Source organism: Streptomyces sp. NPDC058877 (assembly GCF_042742855.1).
Lineage (GTDB): Bacteria > Actinomycetota > Actinomycetes > Streptomycetales > Streptomycetaceae > Streptomyces.
The window spans coordinates 16,036-32,948 of the sequence record NZ_JBHYMF010000009.1 but is presented as its reverse complement, the minus strand read 5'-3'; the positions used below and the strand labels follow the sequence as shown (position 1 = coordinate 32,948).

Annotated in this window: 19 protein-coding genes; 4 read left to right on the top strand and 15 right to left on the bottom strand. The window is 70.8% G+C overall.

The annotated features are described in order from the left end of the window. Positions 1–66 precede the first annotated feature (66 nt). A complete protein-coding gene (locus ACFW2Y_RS03935) occupies positions 67–792 on the top strand; it encodes a 3'-5' exonuclease (protein ID WP_384873109.1) in 726 nt (241 codons plus the stop codon). 19 nt (positions 793–811) lie between these two features. On the opposite strand, the gene ACFW2Y_RS03930 is transcribed toward ACFW2Y_RS03935, so the two are convergent. Next, complete coding sequence (locus tag ACFW2Y_RS03930) at positions 812–1,642, bottom strand: alpha/beta fold hydrolase (RefSeq protein ID WP_384873106.1); 831 nt, start codon at positions 1,640–1,642, stop codon at positions 812–814. 58 nt (positions 1,643–1,700) lie between these two features. Beyond that, on the bottom strand, positions 1,701–2,558 hold the full coding sequence (locus ACFW2Y_RS03925; RefSeq protein WP_384873103.1) for a phosphotransferase enzyme family protein: 858 nt from the start codon (positions 2,556–2,558) through the stop codon (positions 1,701–1,703). A 344-nt stretch (positions 2,559–2,902) separates the two neighbouring features. On the opposite strand from ACFW2Y_RS03925, the gene ACFW2Y_RS03920 reads away from it, so the two are divergent. From ACFW2Y_RS03920 to ACFW2Y_RS03910, 3 genes are all read left to right on the top strand, one after another. Next, complete coding sequence (locus ACFW2Y_RS03920) at positions 2,903–3,460, top strand: DUF1697 domain-containing protein (RefSeq protein WP_384873100.1); 558 nt, start codon at positions 2,903–2,905, stop codon at positions 3,458–3,460. A 55-nt stretch (positions 3,461–3,515) separates the two neighbouring features. After that, a complete protein-coding gene (locus ACFW2Y_RS03915) occupies positions 3,516–4,169 on the top strand; it encodes a DsbA family protein (protein WP_384873097.1) in 654 nt (217 codons plus the stop codon). A 146-nt stretch (positions 4,170–4,315) separates the two neighbouring features. Further along, entirely contained in the window at positions 4,316–4,888 is a 573-nt protein-coding gene (locus ACFW2Y_RS03910; protein ID WP_384873094.1) for a TIGR03086 family metal-binding protein, read from the top strand. Between the two features lie 63 nt (positions 4,889–4,951). On the opposite strand, the gene ACFW2Y_RS03905 is transcribed toward ACFW2Y_RS03910, so the two are convergent. The 13 genes from ACFW2Y_RS03905 to ACFW2Y_RS03845 all read right to left on the bottom strand — a co-directional run bounded on the left by ACFW2Y_RS03905 (position 4,952) and on the right by ACFW2Y_RS03845 (position 16,697). Further along, positions 4,952–5,743 carry a sirohydrochlorin chelatase gene (locus tag ACFW2Y_RS03905; RefSeq protein WP_384873092.1) on the bottom strand — a complete coding sequence of 264 codons (792 nt, stop codon included), beginning with the start codon at positions 5,741–5,743 and terminating at the stop codon, positions 4,952–4,954. Between the two features lie 8 nt (positions 5,744–5,751). After that, positions 5,752–6,645 (bottom strand): ABC transporter permease, encoded by an 894-nt coding sequence (locus tag ACFW2Y_RS03900; protein WP_384873089.1) that lies wholly within the window; start codon positions 6,643–6,645, stop codon positions 5,752–5,754. Beyond that, positions 6,632–7,426, bottom strand: coding sequence for an ABC transporter ATP-binding protein (locus tag ACFW2Y_RS03895; protein WP_384873086.1), 795 nt, complete (start codon positions 7,424–7,426; stop codon positions 6,632–6,634). Before ACFW2Y_RS03895 ends, ACFW2Y_RS03900 begins: the two co-directional genes overlap by 14 nt. A 34-nt stretch (positions 7,427–7,460) precedes the next feature. Further along, positions 7,461–8,564, bottom strand: a complete 1,104-nt coding sequence (locus ACFW2Y_RS03890) for an aliphatic sulfonate ABC transporter substrate-binding protein (protein ID WP_384873085.1) — start codon at positions 8,562–8,564, stop codon at positions 7,461–7,463. Between the two features lie 206 nt (positions 8,565–8,770). After that, positions 8,771–10,114, bottom strand: coding sequence for a sulfate adenylyltransferase subunit 1 (locus ACFW2Y_RS03885; protein WP_384873083.1), 1,344 nt, complete (start codon positions 10,112–10,114; stop codon positions 8,771–8,773). Between the two features lie 2 nt (positions 10,115–10,116). Then, a complete protein-coding gene (gene cysD / locus ACFW2Y_RS03880) occupies positions 10,117–11,052 on the bottom strand; it encodes a sulfate adenylyltransferase subunit CysD (protein WP_384873080.1) in 936 nt (311 codons plus the stop codon). Next, complete coding sequence (gene cysC / locus ACFW2Y_RS03875; RefSeq protein ID WP_384873077.1) at positions 11,049–11,618, bottom strand: adenylyl-sulfate kinase; 570 nt, start codon at positions 11,616–11,618, stop codon at positions 11,049–11,051. Before cysC ends, cysD begins: the two co-directional genes overlap by 4 nt. Continuing rightward, positions 11,618–12,325, bottom strand: a complete 708-nt coding sequence (locus ACFW2Y_RS03870) for a phosphoadenylyl-sulfate reductase (RefSeq protein ID WP_384873074.1) — start codon at positions 12,323–12,325, stop codon at positions 11,618–11,620. Before ACFW2Y_RS03870 ends, cysC begins: the two co-directional genes overlap by 1 nt. Continuing rightward, entirely contained in the window at positions 12,322–12,501 is a 180-nt protein-coding gene (locus ACFW2Y_RS03865; protein ID WP_384873072.1) for a hypothetical protein, read from the bottom strand. The genes ACFW2Y_RS03870 and ACFW2Y_RS03865 overlap by 4 nt, the downstream gene beginning before the upstream one ends. A gap of 28 nt (positions 12,502–12,529) precedes the next feature. Then, positions 12,530–14,227, bottom strand: a complete 1,698-nt coding sequence (locus ACFW2Y_RS03860) for a nitrite/sulfite reductase (protein ID WP_384873069.1) — start codon at positions 14,225–14,227, stop codon at positions 12,530–12,532. Positions 14,228–14,352: 125 nt separating this feature from the next. Beyond that, positions 14,353–14,436, bottom strand: a complete 84-nt coding sequence (locus ACFW2Y_RS03855) for a putative leader peptide (RefSeq protein ID WP_356067285.1) — start codon at positions 14,434–14,436, stop codon at positions 14,353–14,355. Between the two features lie 179 nt (positions 14,437–14,615). Then, complete coding sequence (locus tag ACFW2Y_RS03850) at positions 14,616–15,185, bottom strand: GNAT family N-acetyltransferase (RefSeq protein ID WP_384873067.1); 570 nt, start codon at positions 15,183–15,185, stop codon at positions 14,616–14,618. 219 nt (positions 15,186–15,404) lie between these two features. Beyond that, the gene (locus ACFW2Y_RS03845; RefSeq protein ID WP_384873064.1) at positions 15,405–16,697 is read right to left on the bottom strand and encodes a GAF domain-containing protein; all 1,293 of its coding nucleotides are present in this window, start codon (positions 16,695–16,697) and stop codon (positions 15,405–15,407) included. Positions 16,698–16,913 lie beyond the last annotated feature (216 nt).

The following is a 16,913-nucleotide window of genomic DNA, read 5'->3' as shown; positions in this document are numbered from 1 at the left end:
GGACGTTGTCAGTGGTGCGTGCGAGGGTGGTCAGCACCACGGGGGAGATCACGTAAGGAGGACCCGATGGCTTGGCACGGGAAACCACTGGTCGGCTTCGACCTGGAGACCACCGGCACCGATCCGCTGGAGGCCCGGATCGTCACCGCCTCGATCGTCGGCTTCCACGACGGACGGGTGGTCCGGCAGCGCGACTGGCTCGCCGACCCCGGCATCCACATCCCGGAACAGGCATCCGCGATCCACGGCATCAGCAGCGAGCAGGCAGCCGCCGAGGGACGGCCGGTGCAGGAGGTGGCCGACGAGATCGCCCGGACCCTGACCGACTACTGGGCACAGGGCGTGCCCGTCGTCGCCTACAACGCCTCCTTCGACCTCACGCTCCTCGCCGCCGAGCTGCGCCGCCACGGACTCCCCTCCTTGGAGGAGCGGCTCGACGGGGCGGGCATCGGCCCGGTCATCGACCCGTACACCATCGACCGGGCCGTCGACCGCTACCGGCGCGGCAAGCGGACCCTGGAAGCGGTCTGCGAGGAGTACGGCGTGCTCCTCGAAACCGCCCACCAAGCCGCCTCCGACGCGCTCGCCGCCGTCCGGGTCGCCGTTGCGATAGCCGAGCGCCACCCCCGGGTGGCCGAACTGGAACCCGCCGAGCTCCACCGGCGGCAGATCGTCTGGTACCGGGCCTGGGCCGAGGACTTCCAGGCGTTCCTGCGCCGCAAGGGCGATCCGGAGGCAGTCGTCGACCCGATATGGCCGTTGCGTTCGGCCGTCGCGACGGCCGGCCAGTAGCCCCTTCGGGCGAGCGCTCCTAGCCGTTCTCCTTGAAGAAGGAGAGCAGCAGCTCGTTCGTCCTCTCCGGTCGGTCCAGCTGGAGCCAGTGGCCCGCGTCCTCGATCCGCTCATAGCGCCAGCTGCCCGCCACGTACGCACCCGTCCGGGACATCGAGTGCTCGGTGAGGAAACGGTCGCCCGTCGACCACACGCCCATCACCGGGACCTGCTCCGGCAGGGGCGCCAGCGGCAGATCGGCACCGAACTGGACCTCCGGCGGCAGGCCCGCACGGTAGATGCTCAGTGCGGCCGTCAGCGCGCCCGGCGCGCGCAGTGGCTCGATCACGGCTTCCGCGTCCGGGTGCTCGCCCAACATCTCCCGCAGATGGGCGAAATCATCCCGGGCGAGCCAGTCCTCGGCCACCCCCGCCAGCTGGAACAGCAGCATGTACCAGGACCGTTGCTTCTGTTCCCAGCCCGCGGATCGGATGGCTGCCAGGTGCCCCACCGACAGCAGGCTCAGGCTTCGTACCCGGTCCGGCACCGCCTGGGCGAGACCCTGGGCGATGCCCGATCCCCAATCGTGGCCCACCACGTGGACCCGGTCGAGTTCGAGGCGGGCGAGGAGCTCGATCACATCGGCCACGTGCTTGGCCGGGTGATAGGCCTCCGGGCCGCCCCCGGGCCGGTCAGAGGCGCCGAATCCCCGCAGGGTCGGCACCACGCACCGGTAACCGGCCGCCGTGAGGGCCGCCACCTGATGCCGCCACAGACGGCGGCTGTCCGGGAAGCCGTGGAGGAGCAGCACCGCCGGCCCCTCGCCGCTCACCTCGAAGTCGAGGGTCACCTCTGACAGTTGGACTCGCATTCCCCCACCCCTTTCGGCGAAGAGCGTCCGACCCGGAGGGCCGGTCCCGACCATGGTGTCAGAACGGGTACCAACGGACCTCGGGATCGCCGTCCCGCAGCGAGGCGACCCGTCGCTCGAACTCGCCCCGCGCCTTCGGATTGGTCGGCGCGTGCTGTGCCACCCATGCGCAGCTCGCGGTCTCGCGCGCCCCGCGCAGCACCGCACACCCTTCCCACTGCCGGACGTCCCAGCCGTACGCCTCGGTGAACGCCTCGTACGCGAGCGGGTCCAGGCCGTAACGGTCCCGGGAGAGGGCGAGGACCACGAGGTCGTGCTCCCGCAGATCGGAGGAGAAGGTCTCCAGGTCGACCAGGACCGGCCCGTCCGGACCCACGTGGACGTTCCGCGGGAGCGCGTCGCCGTGGATCGGGCCGGGCGTCAGGCGGGGCGTCAGCGCGGCTGCCGCAGGGGCGAAGGAATCGCGCCGCTCCCGCAGGAACGCCGCATCGGCCGGGGCGATCGCGTCCCCCGCGAGTCGCAGCCACCGCTCCACTCCGCCGAGGAGTTCGCGGCGGGGCAGCGTGAAACCCTCCGGCGCGGGCAGCGCATGCACGGCCCGGAGCAGTGGGGCGAGGTCACGGGGCTCCGAAGGGCGCACCGCCTCGGGCAGTCGGTGCCAGAGGGTGACCGGATGTCCCATGACGAGCCGTGGCTTCTCCTCGGCGGCCCGGACCGCCGGAACCCCCGCCGCTTCCAGCCAGGACGCCAGCACGAGTTCCCGCTCCGCCCGCTCGAACAGCTCCGCGTCCCGGCCCACCTTCACCACCAACTCGCCCACGGCGAAAACCGCGTTCTCGCCCAAGGCGATCAGTCGCGCCTCGGTGGCGGACAGTCCCGTCGCCGCCAGCACCTCCCGGGCCCGCGCCTCGTCCATCGACCTCTCCCTCCAGCACGCTGGTGCACCACAGTCTTCCATCCGCGCGCCTCGTTCCACGGCCGGCCGACCGAGGGGCGAGGCGCCGGTACCGTGGCAGTTTTTCGGACAGGGGTGGCGGATCGTGCGCGATCGCCGTTAATCGGACGGAGGGGACTTGGTGAGAAGAGGCGATGTCCCGTGCCCGCTATATGAGCAGATGGTGGATTCGCGATTACGAAGCCTTGTTGAATAAATCACAGATGCATGAAGGGGCTTCTCTGGAATCCCTTCCATCGGACAGGGTTCGAACCGGCCACCGCGCCGCCCCCCACGAGGCGCGGTGGCCGTTCTAGATTGGGTCCATGACGACGAAGGCGTATGCGGCCCTGCTCCGGGGCGTCAATGTGGGCGGGCACCGGAAGGTCCCCATGGCGGAGCTCAGGAACCTCGCCGAAGAACTCGGACACACGGATGTCCGCACCCACCTCCAGAGCGGGAACGTCGTCTTCGTCACCGATGCGGGCGCCGACGAGGAGCAGCTCGGGGCCGCGCTGGAAGGAGCCGTCGAGGAGCGCTTCGGCTTCCACGTCGACTGTCTCGTCCGCGACGGCGACTACCTCGCTTCGGTCGTCGAGCAGTGCCCCTTCCCGGCCGCCGAGCTGGCCGCCAAGCAGCTCCACGCCGTCTACTGCTCCGGTCCCGTAGGTCCCGAGCGCTTCACCGCCGTTGACCGCGAAGCCCACCTCCCCGAGGAGTTCGCGCTCGGTGACCGGGTGCTCTACCTCCGCGCCCCCGAGGGGCTCGGGAAGTCCGGGCTGGCTGCTGCGATCCACCGCCCGTCCGTCCTGAAGGGGCTCGTGACCACCACTCGCAACTGGAACACGGTGCGTAAGCTCGTCGAGATGACCCGACGGGACTGAAGCGAAATGGCCCACTTTCCGACCCTCTGATTGGACCATGGAGGAGGGCCATTGAATGGCTAGGTTCGACGGCATGACGAACGCCGCACACACCGGGAATCCACCCCGTTCCACCGTCGACTTCTACTTCGACCCGGCCTGCCCCTTCGCCTGGATCACCTCCCGCTGGATGCTGGAGGTCGAGCGCCACCGGGACATCGACCTCCGTTTCAAGCTCATGAGCCTCTACCTCCACAACGAAGGCAACTCCCTGCCCGACTGGTACCGCGCACTGGTCGACGCCTCCATCGGCCCGGTTCGCGTGGCGGCCGCCATCGCCGAGCAGCACGGAGAGGAGCTCCTGCGCCCGCTCTACACCGCGTACGGCACCCGCATCCACGAGAAGAAGCAGAAGGACTTCCAGGCAGTGGTCGTCGAGTCCCTCGCCGAACTCGGCCTTCCGCCGGAGCTCGCGGCCGCCGCGCACGACCCGGCCCACGACGACGCGGTCCGCCGCAGCCACGACCGGGGCAAGGATCCCGAGGCGGGGGCGTACGTCGGCACGCCCACGATCCATATCGACGGCACCGTCTGGTTCGGTCCGGTCCTCAGGGCCGTCCCGCGGGGCGAGCGCGCCGCAGAGCTCTTCGACGGCTTCCGTGCGCTGGCCTCCCACCCCGACCTCTTCGAGCTCAAGCGCACCCGCACCGGCGGCCTCGACTTCGGATAGGGCGGCCTCGAAAGCAGCTCCGCCCGCAGGTCGCGAGGGATTCTCGAAACGCATCCGACCGGTGGGCCACCCGACCCGCGGGAATCCCCTCCGGGTGTCGCGAAAGTTCAAGACCAGGCCCGGGCGCGCTTCGTACCGTCGGCGGCATGAACGAGATCCACACCCACCTCACCGTCTGTGCGGCCGAGGCGAGCCGGGTCGCCCGCGCCGTCACCGACGACCAGCTCGACACCCCCTCCGTCTGTGCCGACTGGACGGTCCGCGCACTCGCCAACCACCTGGTGCTCTACTCCGCACACGGGCTGGAACACCGCGCCCTGCGCACCCCGCTCCCGGAGGAGACCGTCCAACGGGACTTCGCCGCCGAGCCCGGCTGGGCCGAGGCGTACGGGGCCCAGCTCGACCGTGCCCTGCTCGCCTGGCAGCGCCCCGGCGTCTGGGACGGAGAGGTCGACACCGGCTACGTCACGATGCCGGCCACCACCATCGCCTCGCTCCTCGTCAAGGAGCTGGCCCTGCACGGCTGGGACCTGGCCCGCTCCACGGGCCAGGACTTCGTGGTGCCCGAGGCCACGGCGGGCTTCGTCCTCCGCGTCGTCGAAGAGCACGCCGAGGTCTACCGCCAGTACGAGGGCTTCGACTCGCCCGTCGACGTTCCCGACGACGCCCCGGCGTTCGACCGGGCCCTGGCGGCGAGCGGACGGAACCCGAAGGCCTAGTCCGCATCCGCGCCCAGGGCCTCACCGGCCTCCGGGCGGACGGAGCCGCCGTCGCCGTGCTTCCTAGGCCGTCCGGGCGGCCGTCCGGCCCGTCGCCTGCGCCCCGTCGTACCGCTCCACCAGCAGGCGGGCCAGTTCCGGGGCCGGTCCCAGGACGGCGGCCAGGGCGTCCGCCCCGGTCGCGCCCGCCGCGATGCGGTCCGGGAGGCGGCCGGGGGCGATGACGTACGGCGCGACGGCCACCCGTCGGACGCCGGGCTCCGCACGCAGGGCGCTGACGGCGTCCTGGGTGCGGGGAAGGGATGCGGAGGCGAACGCGGGCCGCACGGAGCACCAACCGGTGCGCCGCAGCTCCCGCGCCGTTTCTGCGATCGCCGCGATCGCCTCCGGGTCTGTGGAGCCCGCCGAGGCCAGGACGACCCCGGTCGTGCTCTTGTCCCCGGGCATCAGCCCGGCTTCGTACAGTCGCCGCTCGACCGCCGAGACCAGCAGCGGCGAGGGCCCGAGGACCTCCCCCTGGCGGATGTTCAGGGAGGGGGGAGCCTGGCGCAGCACCGCCGGAATGTCGGCCTTCGCATGGAAGGCCCGGGTCAGCAGCAGGGGCAGCGCCACCACCTCGCGCACCCCCTCGGCGGCGAGCCGGTCGAGCACACCGGGCACCGACGGCAGGGTGAAGTCCAGGAACGCCGTTTCCACGCGCAGTTCGGGACGGAGCTCCCCGGTCCGGTGCACCAGCGCCTGGACGGTCGCCGCGTGCCGCGGGTCGCGGCTGCCGTGGGCGATCACCAGGAGCACGGGTGCGGAGTGCTTCCGCGCCGGAGCGCTGGCGGGCGGGGAGAGGACGAGGCGGTTCACGGCGGGACTCAGCTCCTTCCCAGGAGGCCGCGGCGCCGGAGCACCGTGCGCTCCAGCGGACTGAAGACCAGCAGGTCGACGGCGATGCCGACGATCAGGATGAGGATGATCGCCAGGAAGATCCCGGCCATGTCGATGTTGTTGCGGCCGTTCTCCAGGAGCTGACCGAGTCCGAGGCCCAGATCGGGGGAGGACGCGATGATCTCGGCGGCCATCAGGGAGCGCCAGGAGAACGCCCAGCCCTGCTTCAGACCGGCGAGGTAGCCGGGCAGCGCGGCCGGCATCACGACGTGCCAGGCGCCCCGGAGGCCCGTCGCACCGAGCGTCCGTCCCGCCCGGAGGAAGAGCGGCGGCACCTGGTCGACGCCGGCGACGAGGCCGTTGGCGATCGACGGGACGGCGCCGAGCAGGATCACCGCGTACATCATGCGGTCGTTCAGGCCGAGCCACAGCACCGCCGGCGCGACCCAGGCGACCGAGGGCAGGGACTGGAGTCCCGCGAGGATCGGGCCGATCGCCGCGCGCACGAACTTCACACGGGAGACGAGAAGGCCCAACGGGGTGCCGATGGCGAGCGCGAGCAGGAATCCGAACAGGGCCCGCGACACGCTGGTCCACAGGACGTCGAAGAGGGTGCCCTGGAGCCACATCGTGGTCAGGCTGTCCCACACCGCGGACGGGGCGGGCAGCTTGAACTCTTCGGTGACCTCGAGGGACACCAGCAGCTGCCACACCGCGAGGACCAACGTGACGGCCACCACGGGCGGCAGGACCTTCTTGACCAGCACCTCACGGACCGGGGTCCGCTGGATCTGCACGCTGTCGAGGGCGTCCAGACCGGCTTCGAGGCCGGCGAGGTCATCGGTCTTGGGTGCCTTCGGGGAGGCTTCAGTGCTGGCCATGGCGACGGATCTCCCCACGCAGGTGCTCGGTGATCTCAAGGGACAGTTCCGCGACGGCGGAGTCCTCGATGCGGCGCGGCTGCGGAATGTCGATGGTCCACTCGTGTGCGATCCGGCCGGGCCGGGACGAGAGGAGGACGACGCGTTCGGCCAGCCGCACGGCCTCGCGCACGTTGTGGGTGACGAAGAGCACGGACAGCTTCGTCTCCCGCCAGATCCGGGTCAGTTCGTCGTGCAGCACGTCCCGGGTGATGGCGTCGAGCGCGGCGAACGGCTCGTCCATCAGGAGCAGGTCGCTGTCCTGGGCGAGCGCACGGGCCAGCGCGACCCGCTGCCGCATGCCGCCGGACAGCTCGTGGACGCGCTTGCCGTAGGCGCCGTCGAGCCGGACCAGGGAGAGGAGCCGCTCGGCCTCGTCACGGCGCTCGTTCTTGGGCACCTTGCGCAGCCGGAGCGCCAGTTCGATGTTCTTGCCGGCGGTGAGCCAGGGGAACAGGGCGTGTTCCTGGAACATCAGGGCCGGCCGACCCCCCGGGGTCTCGATGGAGCCCGCGGACGGCCGGTCGAGCCCGGCGACCAGGTTGAGCAGCGTGGACTTGCCACAGCCCGAAGCGCCCAGAAGGGTGACGAACTCGCCGGGGGCGACGTCCAACGAGATGTCGTCGAGGACGAGCTGTCCGCCGGCGGGTCCGCCGAAGGACTTGGAGACGTGCTCGATGCGGGCGGCATGGGAGACCGCCGTGCGGTCCTCGGCCTTGGCGAGCGTCGCGGTCGTGGCCATGGTCGTCACCTCCTGGGGGTTGGGCTGCGGGCTGTTACTTCGCGCCGAGACCGGCGTCGGAGACCTCGGGCTGACCCGCTGCCTTCAGGACCTTGTTGAGCGGCTCCAGCCGGTAGATGCCGGACAGGTCGGCCTCCTCCAGCAAGCCGGCACGCACCGCACGATCGGTCTGGGTCTGCAGGGTGGTCGCCAGGGGGTCGTCGGTGAACCGGATGGACGGCCATGCGGCGTCGATCACCCCGGCGTCCAGCGCCTTGCCCGAGAGGTCCTTGAGCTTGGCGTTGGCCGAGGCCTTCGCCTCGTCGGGATGGGCGTTGATCCATGCGTTGGTCTTGACCGTGCCCCGCAGGAAGGCCTCGACGACGTCCGGATGCTCCGCCAGGAACGCCCGCGACACGATGATGTTCGTGATGACGAACTTCTCGTCCGGCCACAGGTCGGCCTCGTCGAGCAGTACCTTCGCGCCCTTGGCGACCAGTTGGGAGGCGGTCGGTTCGGGGACCCAGGCTCCGTCGACGGCGCCGGAGGCGTAGGCGTTCGGGGTGACCTTGTTGTCCGTGCGGACCACCGAGACGTCGCCCTTGCCGCTCTGGGCGTCGGCCTTCCAGCCCTTTTCGGAGATCCAGTGGAGGAAGGCCACGTCCTGCGTGTTCCCGAACTGCGGGGTGGCGATCCTCTTGCCCTTGAGGTCGTCCACCGTCTTGATCCTGGCCGGGTTCACCACGAGCCTGACGCCGCCGGAGGCGGCACCGCCGACGATCCGGAGGTTGGTGCCCTTGGTCTTCACGTATCCGTTGACGGCCGGCGACGGCCCGATGAAGCCGATGTCGACGGACCCGGCGTTCAACGCCTCGATCTCGGAGGGGCCGGCGTTGAAGACGGTCGGGACCAGTTCCGTGCCGCCCAGTTCCCGCTGGAGGAAGCCCTCCCGGTCACCGACGAGGGCGGTGGCGTGGGTGAGGTTGGGGAAGTACCCGACCCGCACGCTGGCGGCGGACAGCTTCCTGCCCTCGGCCGCCACCTTCTTCGCGTCGCCCTTGGCCTGGGAGCCGTAGCCGCACGAGGCGAGGAGGCCCACCAGCAGCGGTAGGACCAGCACCAGGCGGTGGCGCGGGACGGGACGGGTGGTGGCAGGCACGGGAAGGGTTCCCCTCGATTCAGCTTCTGCGAGGTCTGTGTCTATGTCGTTCGGGGCGGAACGGGTGGAGCGGGCGCACACCGCACGCGAGGTGCAGCGGGGTCAGCAGGCACATCGGGCCACACCTCCGCTGCCGGCGCCGAGGACGCCGGAACCGATCCGGCCGCCCTCCTTGGCGAAGCCGGCGTAGAAGTCCTGGCGCGACATCAGAAGTCCCAGCCCTCTTCTTCGTCCACGGCGGCGACGGCCTTGGTCGTGGCGAAGGACTCGCCCGCCATGCCGGCCGCGAGCGTCGTGCCGTCCGCCGGGTCGATCAGCAGGAACGAACCGGTGCGGCGGGAGTCCGCGTACGCGTCGACCGCGAGCGGCTCGGCGGTGCGCACCCGCACGCGGCCGATGTCGTTGGCGACCAGCTGACCGGGGTTCGGGTGCTGGGAGAGGTCGTCCAGGGTCAGCCGCGAAGGGATGTCCTTCACGATCGCCTTGACGGTGCGCGTGGTGTGCTTGAGCAGGACCCGCTGGCCGACGACGAGCGGCTGGTCCGCCACGTGGCAGACCGTCGCCTCGACGTCCTGGCTGGCGGTGGGGGCGTCACCGCTCGGCGCGAGCAGGTCGCCGCGCGAGATGTCGATGTCGTCCGCGAGCCTGATCGTCACGGACTGCGGGGCCCAGGCGATGTCCACGGACTCGCCGAGCGCGTCGATCGCGGTGATCGTGGAGGTCTTGCCGGAGGGCAGGACGGTGATCTGCTCGCCGACGCGGAAGGCACCGGCGGCGATCTGACCGGCGTAGCCCCGGTAATCGGGGTGCTCGGCGGTCTGCGGACGGATCACGTACTGCACCGGGAAGCGCGCGTGGCAGGCCGTCAGGTCGTGGCTGACCGGGACGGTCTCCAGGTGCTCCAGGACGGTCGGGCCGCCGTACCAGTCCATGTGGGCGGACGGTTCCACGACGTTGTCACCGGCGAGCGCAGAGATGGGGATCGCGGTGATCTCCGGGACCCCGAGCTCGGAGGCGTACGTGGTGAACTCCTCGGCGATCGAGGCGAAGACCGACTCCTGGTAGTCGACCAGGTCCATCTTGTTCACGGCGAGCACCACGTGCGGGACGCGCAGCAGGGCGGCGACGGCCGCGTGGCGGCGGGTCTGCTCGACGACGCCGTTGCGGGCGTCGACCAGGACCAGGGCCAGGTCGGCGGTGGAGGCGCCGGTGACCATGTTGCGGGTGTACTGCACGTGTCCGGGGGTGTCGGCCAGGATGAAGCGGCGCCGGGTGGTGGCGAAGTAGCGGTAGGCGACGTCGATGGTGATGCCCTGCTCGCGTTCGGCCCGCAGGCCGTCGGTGAGGAGGGCCAGGTCGGGTGCCTCCTGGCCGCGGGAGCGCGAGGCGTGCTCGACGGCCTCCAGCTGGTCGGTGAGGACCGACTTGGAGTCGTGGAGCAGCCGGCCCACCAGGGTCGACTTGCCGTCGTCGACGGAGCCCGCGGTGGCGAAGCGCAGCAGGGTGGTGGCCGCCAGCTGTTCGGACAGCTGCTCGGTGGACGTGCTCATGGTTAGAAGTACCCTTCGCGCTTGCGGTCTTCCATGGCGGCCTCGGACAGCTTGTCGTCGGCGCGGGTGGCGCCCCGCTCGGTGAGTCGGGAGGCGGCGATCTCGGCGATGACGGCGTCCAGCGTGGTGGCGTCGGAGTCGACGGCGCCGGTGCAGGACATGTCGCCGACGGTGCGGTAGCGGACGAGCCGCTTCTGCACGGTCTCGGTGTCCTTCGGGCCGCCCCACTCGCCGGCGGTGAGCCACATGCCGTTGCGGGCGAACACCTCGCGCTCGTGGGCGAAGTAGATCTGCGGGAGTTCGATCTCCTCGCGCTGGATGTACTGCCACACGTCCAGCTCGGTCCAGTTGGACAGCGGGAAGACGCGGACGTGTTCGCCGGGGGCGTGCCGGCCGTTGTAGAGCTGCCACAGTTCGGGGCGCTGGCGGCGCGGGTCCCACTGGGAGAACTCGTCGCGGAGGCTGAACACCCGTTCCTTGGCGCGGGCCTTCTCCTCGTCGCGGCGTCCGCCGCCGAAGACCGCGTCGAAGCGGTGTCGTTGGATCGCTTCGGTCAGCGGGACCGTCTGCAGCGGGTTGCGGGTGCCGTCCGGGCGTTCGCGGAGCTTGCCGGCGTCGATGTACTCCTGCACCGAGGCGACGTGCAGTCGCAGCCCGTGCCGGGCCACCACGCGGTCGCGGTACTCGATGACCTCGGGGAAGTTGTGCCCGGTGTCGACGTGCAGGAGCGTGAAGGGGACCGGTGCCGGGGCGAACGCCTTCAACGCCAGGTGCAGCATGACGATGGAGTCCTTGCCGCCGGAGAACAGGATCACCGGCCGCTCGAACTCGCCCGCCACCTCGCGGAAGATGTGGACCGCCTCGGACTCGATCGCGTCGAGGTGCGACAGCGCGAACGGACTGTCCGTGGTGTCGTGAGCATGGGCAACGGTGGTCACAGCAGACCCCTCTCGGTGAGCAGCGCGTGGAGCTGCGACGCGGACTCCTGCACGGTCTGGTTCTGGGACTCGATCCGCAGATCGGGCGTCTCGGGCACCTCGTACGGGTCGTCGACCCCGGTCAGACCGCTGATCTCGCCGGCGGCCTGCTTGGCGTAGAGGCCCTTGACGTCGCGGACGGAGCAGACCTCGACCGGGGTGGCGACGTGCACCTCCAGGAAGGCGGTGCCTTCGGTCTGGTGGCGCTTGCGGACCGCCTCGCGGCTGTCGGCGTACGGGGCGATGACCGGGACGAGGACCTTCACGCCGTGCGAGGCGAGCAGTTCGGCGACGAAGCCGATGCGCTGCACGTTGGTGTGCCGGTCCGCGCGGTCGAAGCCGAGGCCCGCTGACAGGAACTCGCGGATCTCGTCGCCGTCCAGGATCTCGACCCGGTGGTCCTCGTCGCGCAGTCGGCCCGCCAGCTCGTGGGCGATCGTGGTCTTGCCGGCACTCGGCAGGCCCGTGAGCCAGATGGTGGCACCGGTCACGTGGTTCTCCTGGGTGGTGGTGTCGGTGGTGGTCATCAGCCGTGCAGCCCGCATTCGGTCTTGGCGCGTCCCGCCCAGCGTCCGGCGCGGGCGTCCTCGCCCTCCAGGACGCGTCGGGTGCACGGAGCGCATCCGACGGAGGCGTACCCGTCCATGAGGAGGGGGTTGGTGAGGACGCCGTGCTCCGTCACGTAGGCGTCGACGTCGTCCTGGGTCCAGCGGGCGATGGGGGAGACCTTGACCTTCTGGCGCTTCTCGTCCCAGCCGACGACCGGGGTGTTCGCCCGGGTCGGGGACTCGTCGCGGCGCAGACCGGTGGCCCATGCGCCGTACGCGGTGAGGCCCTCCTCCAGGGGCTTCACCTTCCGCAGTGCGCAGCACCGGTCGGGGTCCCGGTCGTGCAGCTTCGGACCGTACTCGGCGTCCTGCTCGGCCACGGTCTGACGGGGGGTCAGGGTGATGACCTTGACGTCCATGACGGCGTCCACGGCGTCGCGGGTGCCGATGGTCTCCTCGAAGTGGTAGCCCGTGTCGAGGAAGACGACGTCCACGCCGGGCTTGACGCGCGAGGCGAGGTGCGCGACCACCGCGTCCTCCATGGAGGAGGTGACGCAGAATCGGTCGCCGAAGGTGTCCACGGCCCAGCGGAGGATCTCCAGCGCGGAGGCGTCCTCCAGCTCACGGCCGGCCCGTTCGGCGAGTGCCTTGAGGTCGGCCGTGGTGACGTCCTGATCGATCGTCATGTTTCTTCCCTCCCAGGGGTCGTTCCCGAAGTCGTCGGGGCGAGGAGCCCCAGGAACTTCAGCTGGAAGGCTCGACTGCACGCGGCGCATTCCCAGGCGCCGTGACCCTGCTCGTTCGGACGCAGGTCCTCGTCCCCGCAGTAGGGGCAGAAGAAGGGGGCCGCACGCTCGCTCATGCCGCACTCCTCGTCTCGTCCGTGGTGGTCACGACAGCGCCTCCTCGGAAGCACGGGCCGCCCAGGTCGCGAACCGCTCGCCGTTCTCGCGCTCCGCTTGGAAGCGCTTGAGGACCCGCTCCACGTAGTCCGGGAGCTCGGCCGCCGTGACCTTGAGACCGCGGACCTTGCGGCCGAAGCCGGCCTCCAGTCCGAGTGCGCCTCCCAGGTGCACCTGGTAGCCCTCGACGCGGTTGCCCGCGTCGTCCAGGACCAGCTGACCCTTGAGACCGATGTCCGCCACCTGGATCCGGGCGCAGGCGTTCGGGCAGCCGTTGATGTTGATCGTCAGCGGCTCGTCGAACTCCGGGATCCGGCGCTCCAGTTCGTCGATGAGCGAGGAGCCGCGGCCCTTCGTCTCGACGATCGCGAGCTTGCAGAACTCGATGCCGGTGCAGGCCATCGTGCCGCGACGGAAGGGCGAGGGAGTGACGCGCAGGTCCAGCGCCTCCAGGGCGGCGACGATCGACTCGACCTGCGCCTCTTCGACGTCGAGGACGAGCATCTTCTGCTCCGCGGTGGTGCGGACCCGGCCGGAGCCGTGCGCCTCGGCGATCCCGGCGATCTTCGTCAGGGTGGCGCCGTCGACGCGGCCGACGCGCGGGGCGAAGCCGACGTAGAAGCGGCCGTCCTTCTGGCGGTGGACGCCGACGTGGTCGCGCCAGCGGCCCGCGGGCTGCTCGGGGGCGGGGCCGTCGCTGAGCTTCCGCTTCAGGTACTCGTCCTCCAGGACCCGGCGGAACTTCTCCGGGCCCCAGTCGGCGACCAGGAACTTCAGGCGGGCGCGGTTGCGCAGCCGGCGGTAGCCGTAGTCGCGGAAGATCGAGATGACGCCCTCGTAGACGTCGGGCACCTCGTCCAGCGAGACCCAGGTGCCGAGGCGGACGCCGAGCTTGGGATTGGTGGAGAGGCCGCCGCCGACCCACACGTCGAAGCCGGGGCCGTGCTCGGGGTGCTCCACGCCGACGAAGGCGATGTCGTTGATCTCGTGCGCCACGTCCAGGAGCGGCGAGCCGGAGACCGCGGACTTGAACTTGCGGGGCAGGTTGGAGAAGTCCTTGTTGCCGACGATCCGCCGGTAGATCTCCTCGATGGCGGGAGTGCCGTCGATGATCTCGTCCGCGGCGATGCCGGCCACGGGGGAGCCGAGGATGACGCGCGGGGTGTCGCCGCAGGCCTCGGTGGTGGACAGGCCGACGGCCTCCAGCCGGTTCCAGATCTCGGGGACGTCCTCGATCCGGATCCAGTGGTACTGGACGTTCTGCCGGTCCGTGATGTCGGCGGTGCCGCGGGCGAACTCCTCGGAGATCTCACCGATGACCCGGAGCTGTTCGGTGGTCAGTCGGCCGCCGTCGATGCGGACGCGGAGCATGAAGTACTCGTCGTCCAGCTCCTCCGGCTCCAGGACTCCGGTCTTGGTGCCGTCCAGCCCCTGCTTGCGCTGGGTGTAGAGGCCCCACCAGCGCATGCGCCCGCGCAGGTCGTTGGGGTCGATGGAGTCGAAGCCGCGCTTCGAGTAGACCGTCTCAATACGTGTCCGCACATTGAGACCGTCGTCGTCCTTCTTGAACTGCTCATTGCCGTTCAGGGGGGTGAAGTGCCCCACGGCCCACTGGCCCTCGCCGCGGTGCCGCCCGGCCTTGCGGCGGGCGGTGGCGGGAGTGGGGTTTTCCGGGGTGGCGGCCATGGCGTTTTGTCCTTCGGGACTGCGAGAGGGCGGCTCTGACCTGCACACTCGCGCTCAGGTCAGAGGGTGGCGCGTCAGTGCGCAGCAGGGTGAGGCAGAAAGGGGTTGCGGCGGTGCTGGTTCTCTCAGCGCGCCGAACAGATGGCGCTGGACATGCGGCCGAGGTCGACGTGCCGCCGACTCACCAAGGCAATTCCAGTTCCAGGCATGACGGAAGCGTGTCACGGGACTTTGGACCCAGTCCAGCAACGTCCATAATTCGGACGTACTAGTCTCGTTCTATGAGACGATGTGCTCCAGGTCACGCAAAAGGGGCCCTGTGCGGGCCCCTTGCTGTGGATCGGCGTGCGGCTCGGGCGTGCGGCCGCATGCGGTGCGGACGCGAGGTTCAGACGTGGGCGCCGGGCCAGGGGCCGGGGGTCTCGCTCTCCGCCACCTCTTCCACCTTGGTGTCGAAGAGGCGGAAGCCGCGCCGCTCGTAGTTGGCCATGGCGTGCGGGCCGTCGAGCGAGCAGGTGTGCAGCCAGACCCGCTTCGTCGCCTCCCGCCCCGGCCAACGCTCGGCCAGGTCCCAGGCGCGTGCCGCTCCGTAGGACAGGAGGTGCCCCCCGATCCGCCGGCCCCGGAAGGCCGGGATCAGCCCGAAGTAGACGATCTCCACCACGCCGTCGTCCTGGGGGTCCAGCTCCACGTACCCGGCCGGCGTGCCCTTGTCGTACGCCACCCAGATCTCGGCCCCCGGCTTCTCCACGATCTCCTGCCACTGCTTGTACGTCAGCGAGAGCCGGTCGTTCCAGCGGATGTCGCCGCCGACCGCCGTGTAGAGGAAGCGACTGAACTCGGCCGAGGGCACCTCTGCGCGCCGGACGGCCACGTCGTCGCCCTCCGGCGGGGTGGCCGGACGGAGGTCGGACGGTGAGGTCTGTTCGAGGGACCAGGTGGTGAGAGTGATGCTCATGGGGCCATCGCATCATGCGGAGCGTCCAATTCCCAGGGCGGGGTGCAGCGCGGGAACCCTTCGGAGACGGCTGTCCACATGGTGGACAGGTCTGCTCCGTCCCCGAGGCGGCCCGGCCGGAGCCGCCGGTGCGCCCCGCACCGTCCTTCCCCCCTCGGCCCGTACCCCTCGGGACGTTCCGCTCCGCCCGGTCGGGAACCGTCGGTGCGCCCCGGCGGCCTAACCCGGCGCGGTTCCCGCCCGGACCGCCGGGGCCGTCGAGTGGGGGAGCAGGTCCTCGGGGTGCTCCGGGCCGAGGACCTCCACCGCGATTTCTTCCCGGAAGCGGTACGGGCGGTGTGCCAGGACCCCCGCCAGGTTCCGCCGCACCCGGGACATCTCCGCCCGTACGGTCACCGTCCTCGTCCGGTCCCCGAAGACGTCCTCCGCCAGCTCCGCCGCCGTCCGACCGTCCCGGTGCAGCGCCAGTGCGTAGAGCAGTTCGGCGTGCCGGGGGCTGAGCTCCTGCTGCCAGCTGCCCGCCGCCCCCGAGACGGCCACCGTCCAGCGGCGCGGACGGCTGAGGTCCAGCACCACCCGGCTCGTCGCCGCTTCCGACCCTTCGGGAAGGTGCTCCTCCTCGACCCGCAGCAGCCAACCGCCCGGCAACGGCTCCACCGCGCACACGCCGAGCGAGGGCAGCCAGACCCGGCCGGCCCGGAACGACTTGGGCAGCGGGATCCGCTCTGCCGGCGCGAGCCCCGTCACCGCCGCCGTCCAACCGTGCGGATCCACCGCGATCGCCCGACCGCCCACCCGGCACAGGATCGGAGCGGCCACCGCCCGCAGCCGCTCGATCGACCGGTGGTGCCGCTCCCGCATCTCGGCCTCGGCGAGCCGGGCCACCGAGTCGACCAGCGCCAGCATCGCCGGGTGGAAGCTGGACGCGGGGCCGCTGACGTCCAGGATCCCCAGCAGCCGTTGATCGCGCGGATCGTGCAGGGGGGCGGCGGCGCAGGTCCAGCGGTGCAGGGCCTGCACGTAGTGCTCGGCGGAGTGCACCCGTACCGCCCGGTCCATCGCGAGCGCGGTGCCGACCGCGTTCGTTCCGGTGGCGCGCTCGGTCCAGGCCGCGCCCTCCTCCAGGCAGATGCCGTTCGCCTTCCGCAGGACCGAGAGGTTCCCCTGGCGCCACAGCACCCGGCCCTGCTCATCGGTGATCACCATGATCTGCAAGGAGGCGTCGGCGATGCCCGCGAGCCCCCCGCTCAGCGTCTGCATCACCTCGGAGAGCACCGTGTTCCTGCGGCGCTCCTCCAGTTCCTCCCGCTGGAGCAGCACGGTGTCCGTGCCCTTGTCCGGGTCCAGGCCGAGCCGCGCCATGCGCTGCCAGGACGCGTTGATCACCGGGCGGGGCGCGATCGGCGGTCTCCGGCCCGCCAGGGTCTCTTCGCGCACCCGGCGCAGCAGCCGGTCGGCCCGGGCGGCGTCCATGGCGGCGAGCCGCCCCATGTCGAGCTGCGTGTTCTTCATCGGTCTCTCCCAGCCACCCGGGGTGCTGTATCGGTTCTGCACGGGGCAGATGCCCGGAGTGTCGGTGCCCATCGTGCCGTCCGTGACCGTCCGACGAAGCCCGGTTCGGGCAATCCTGCAACCCTTTGCAACTCTGGCGGCCGACCGACTCCCTGCGGGAAGGTGGGCCGAAGCGGCGGGTGGTGCCGTGTCGGCGCAGCACCACCCCCGCTTTTC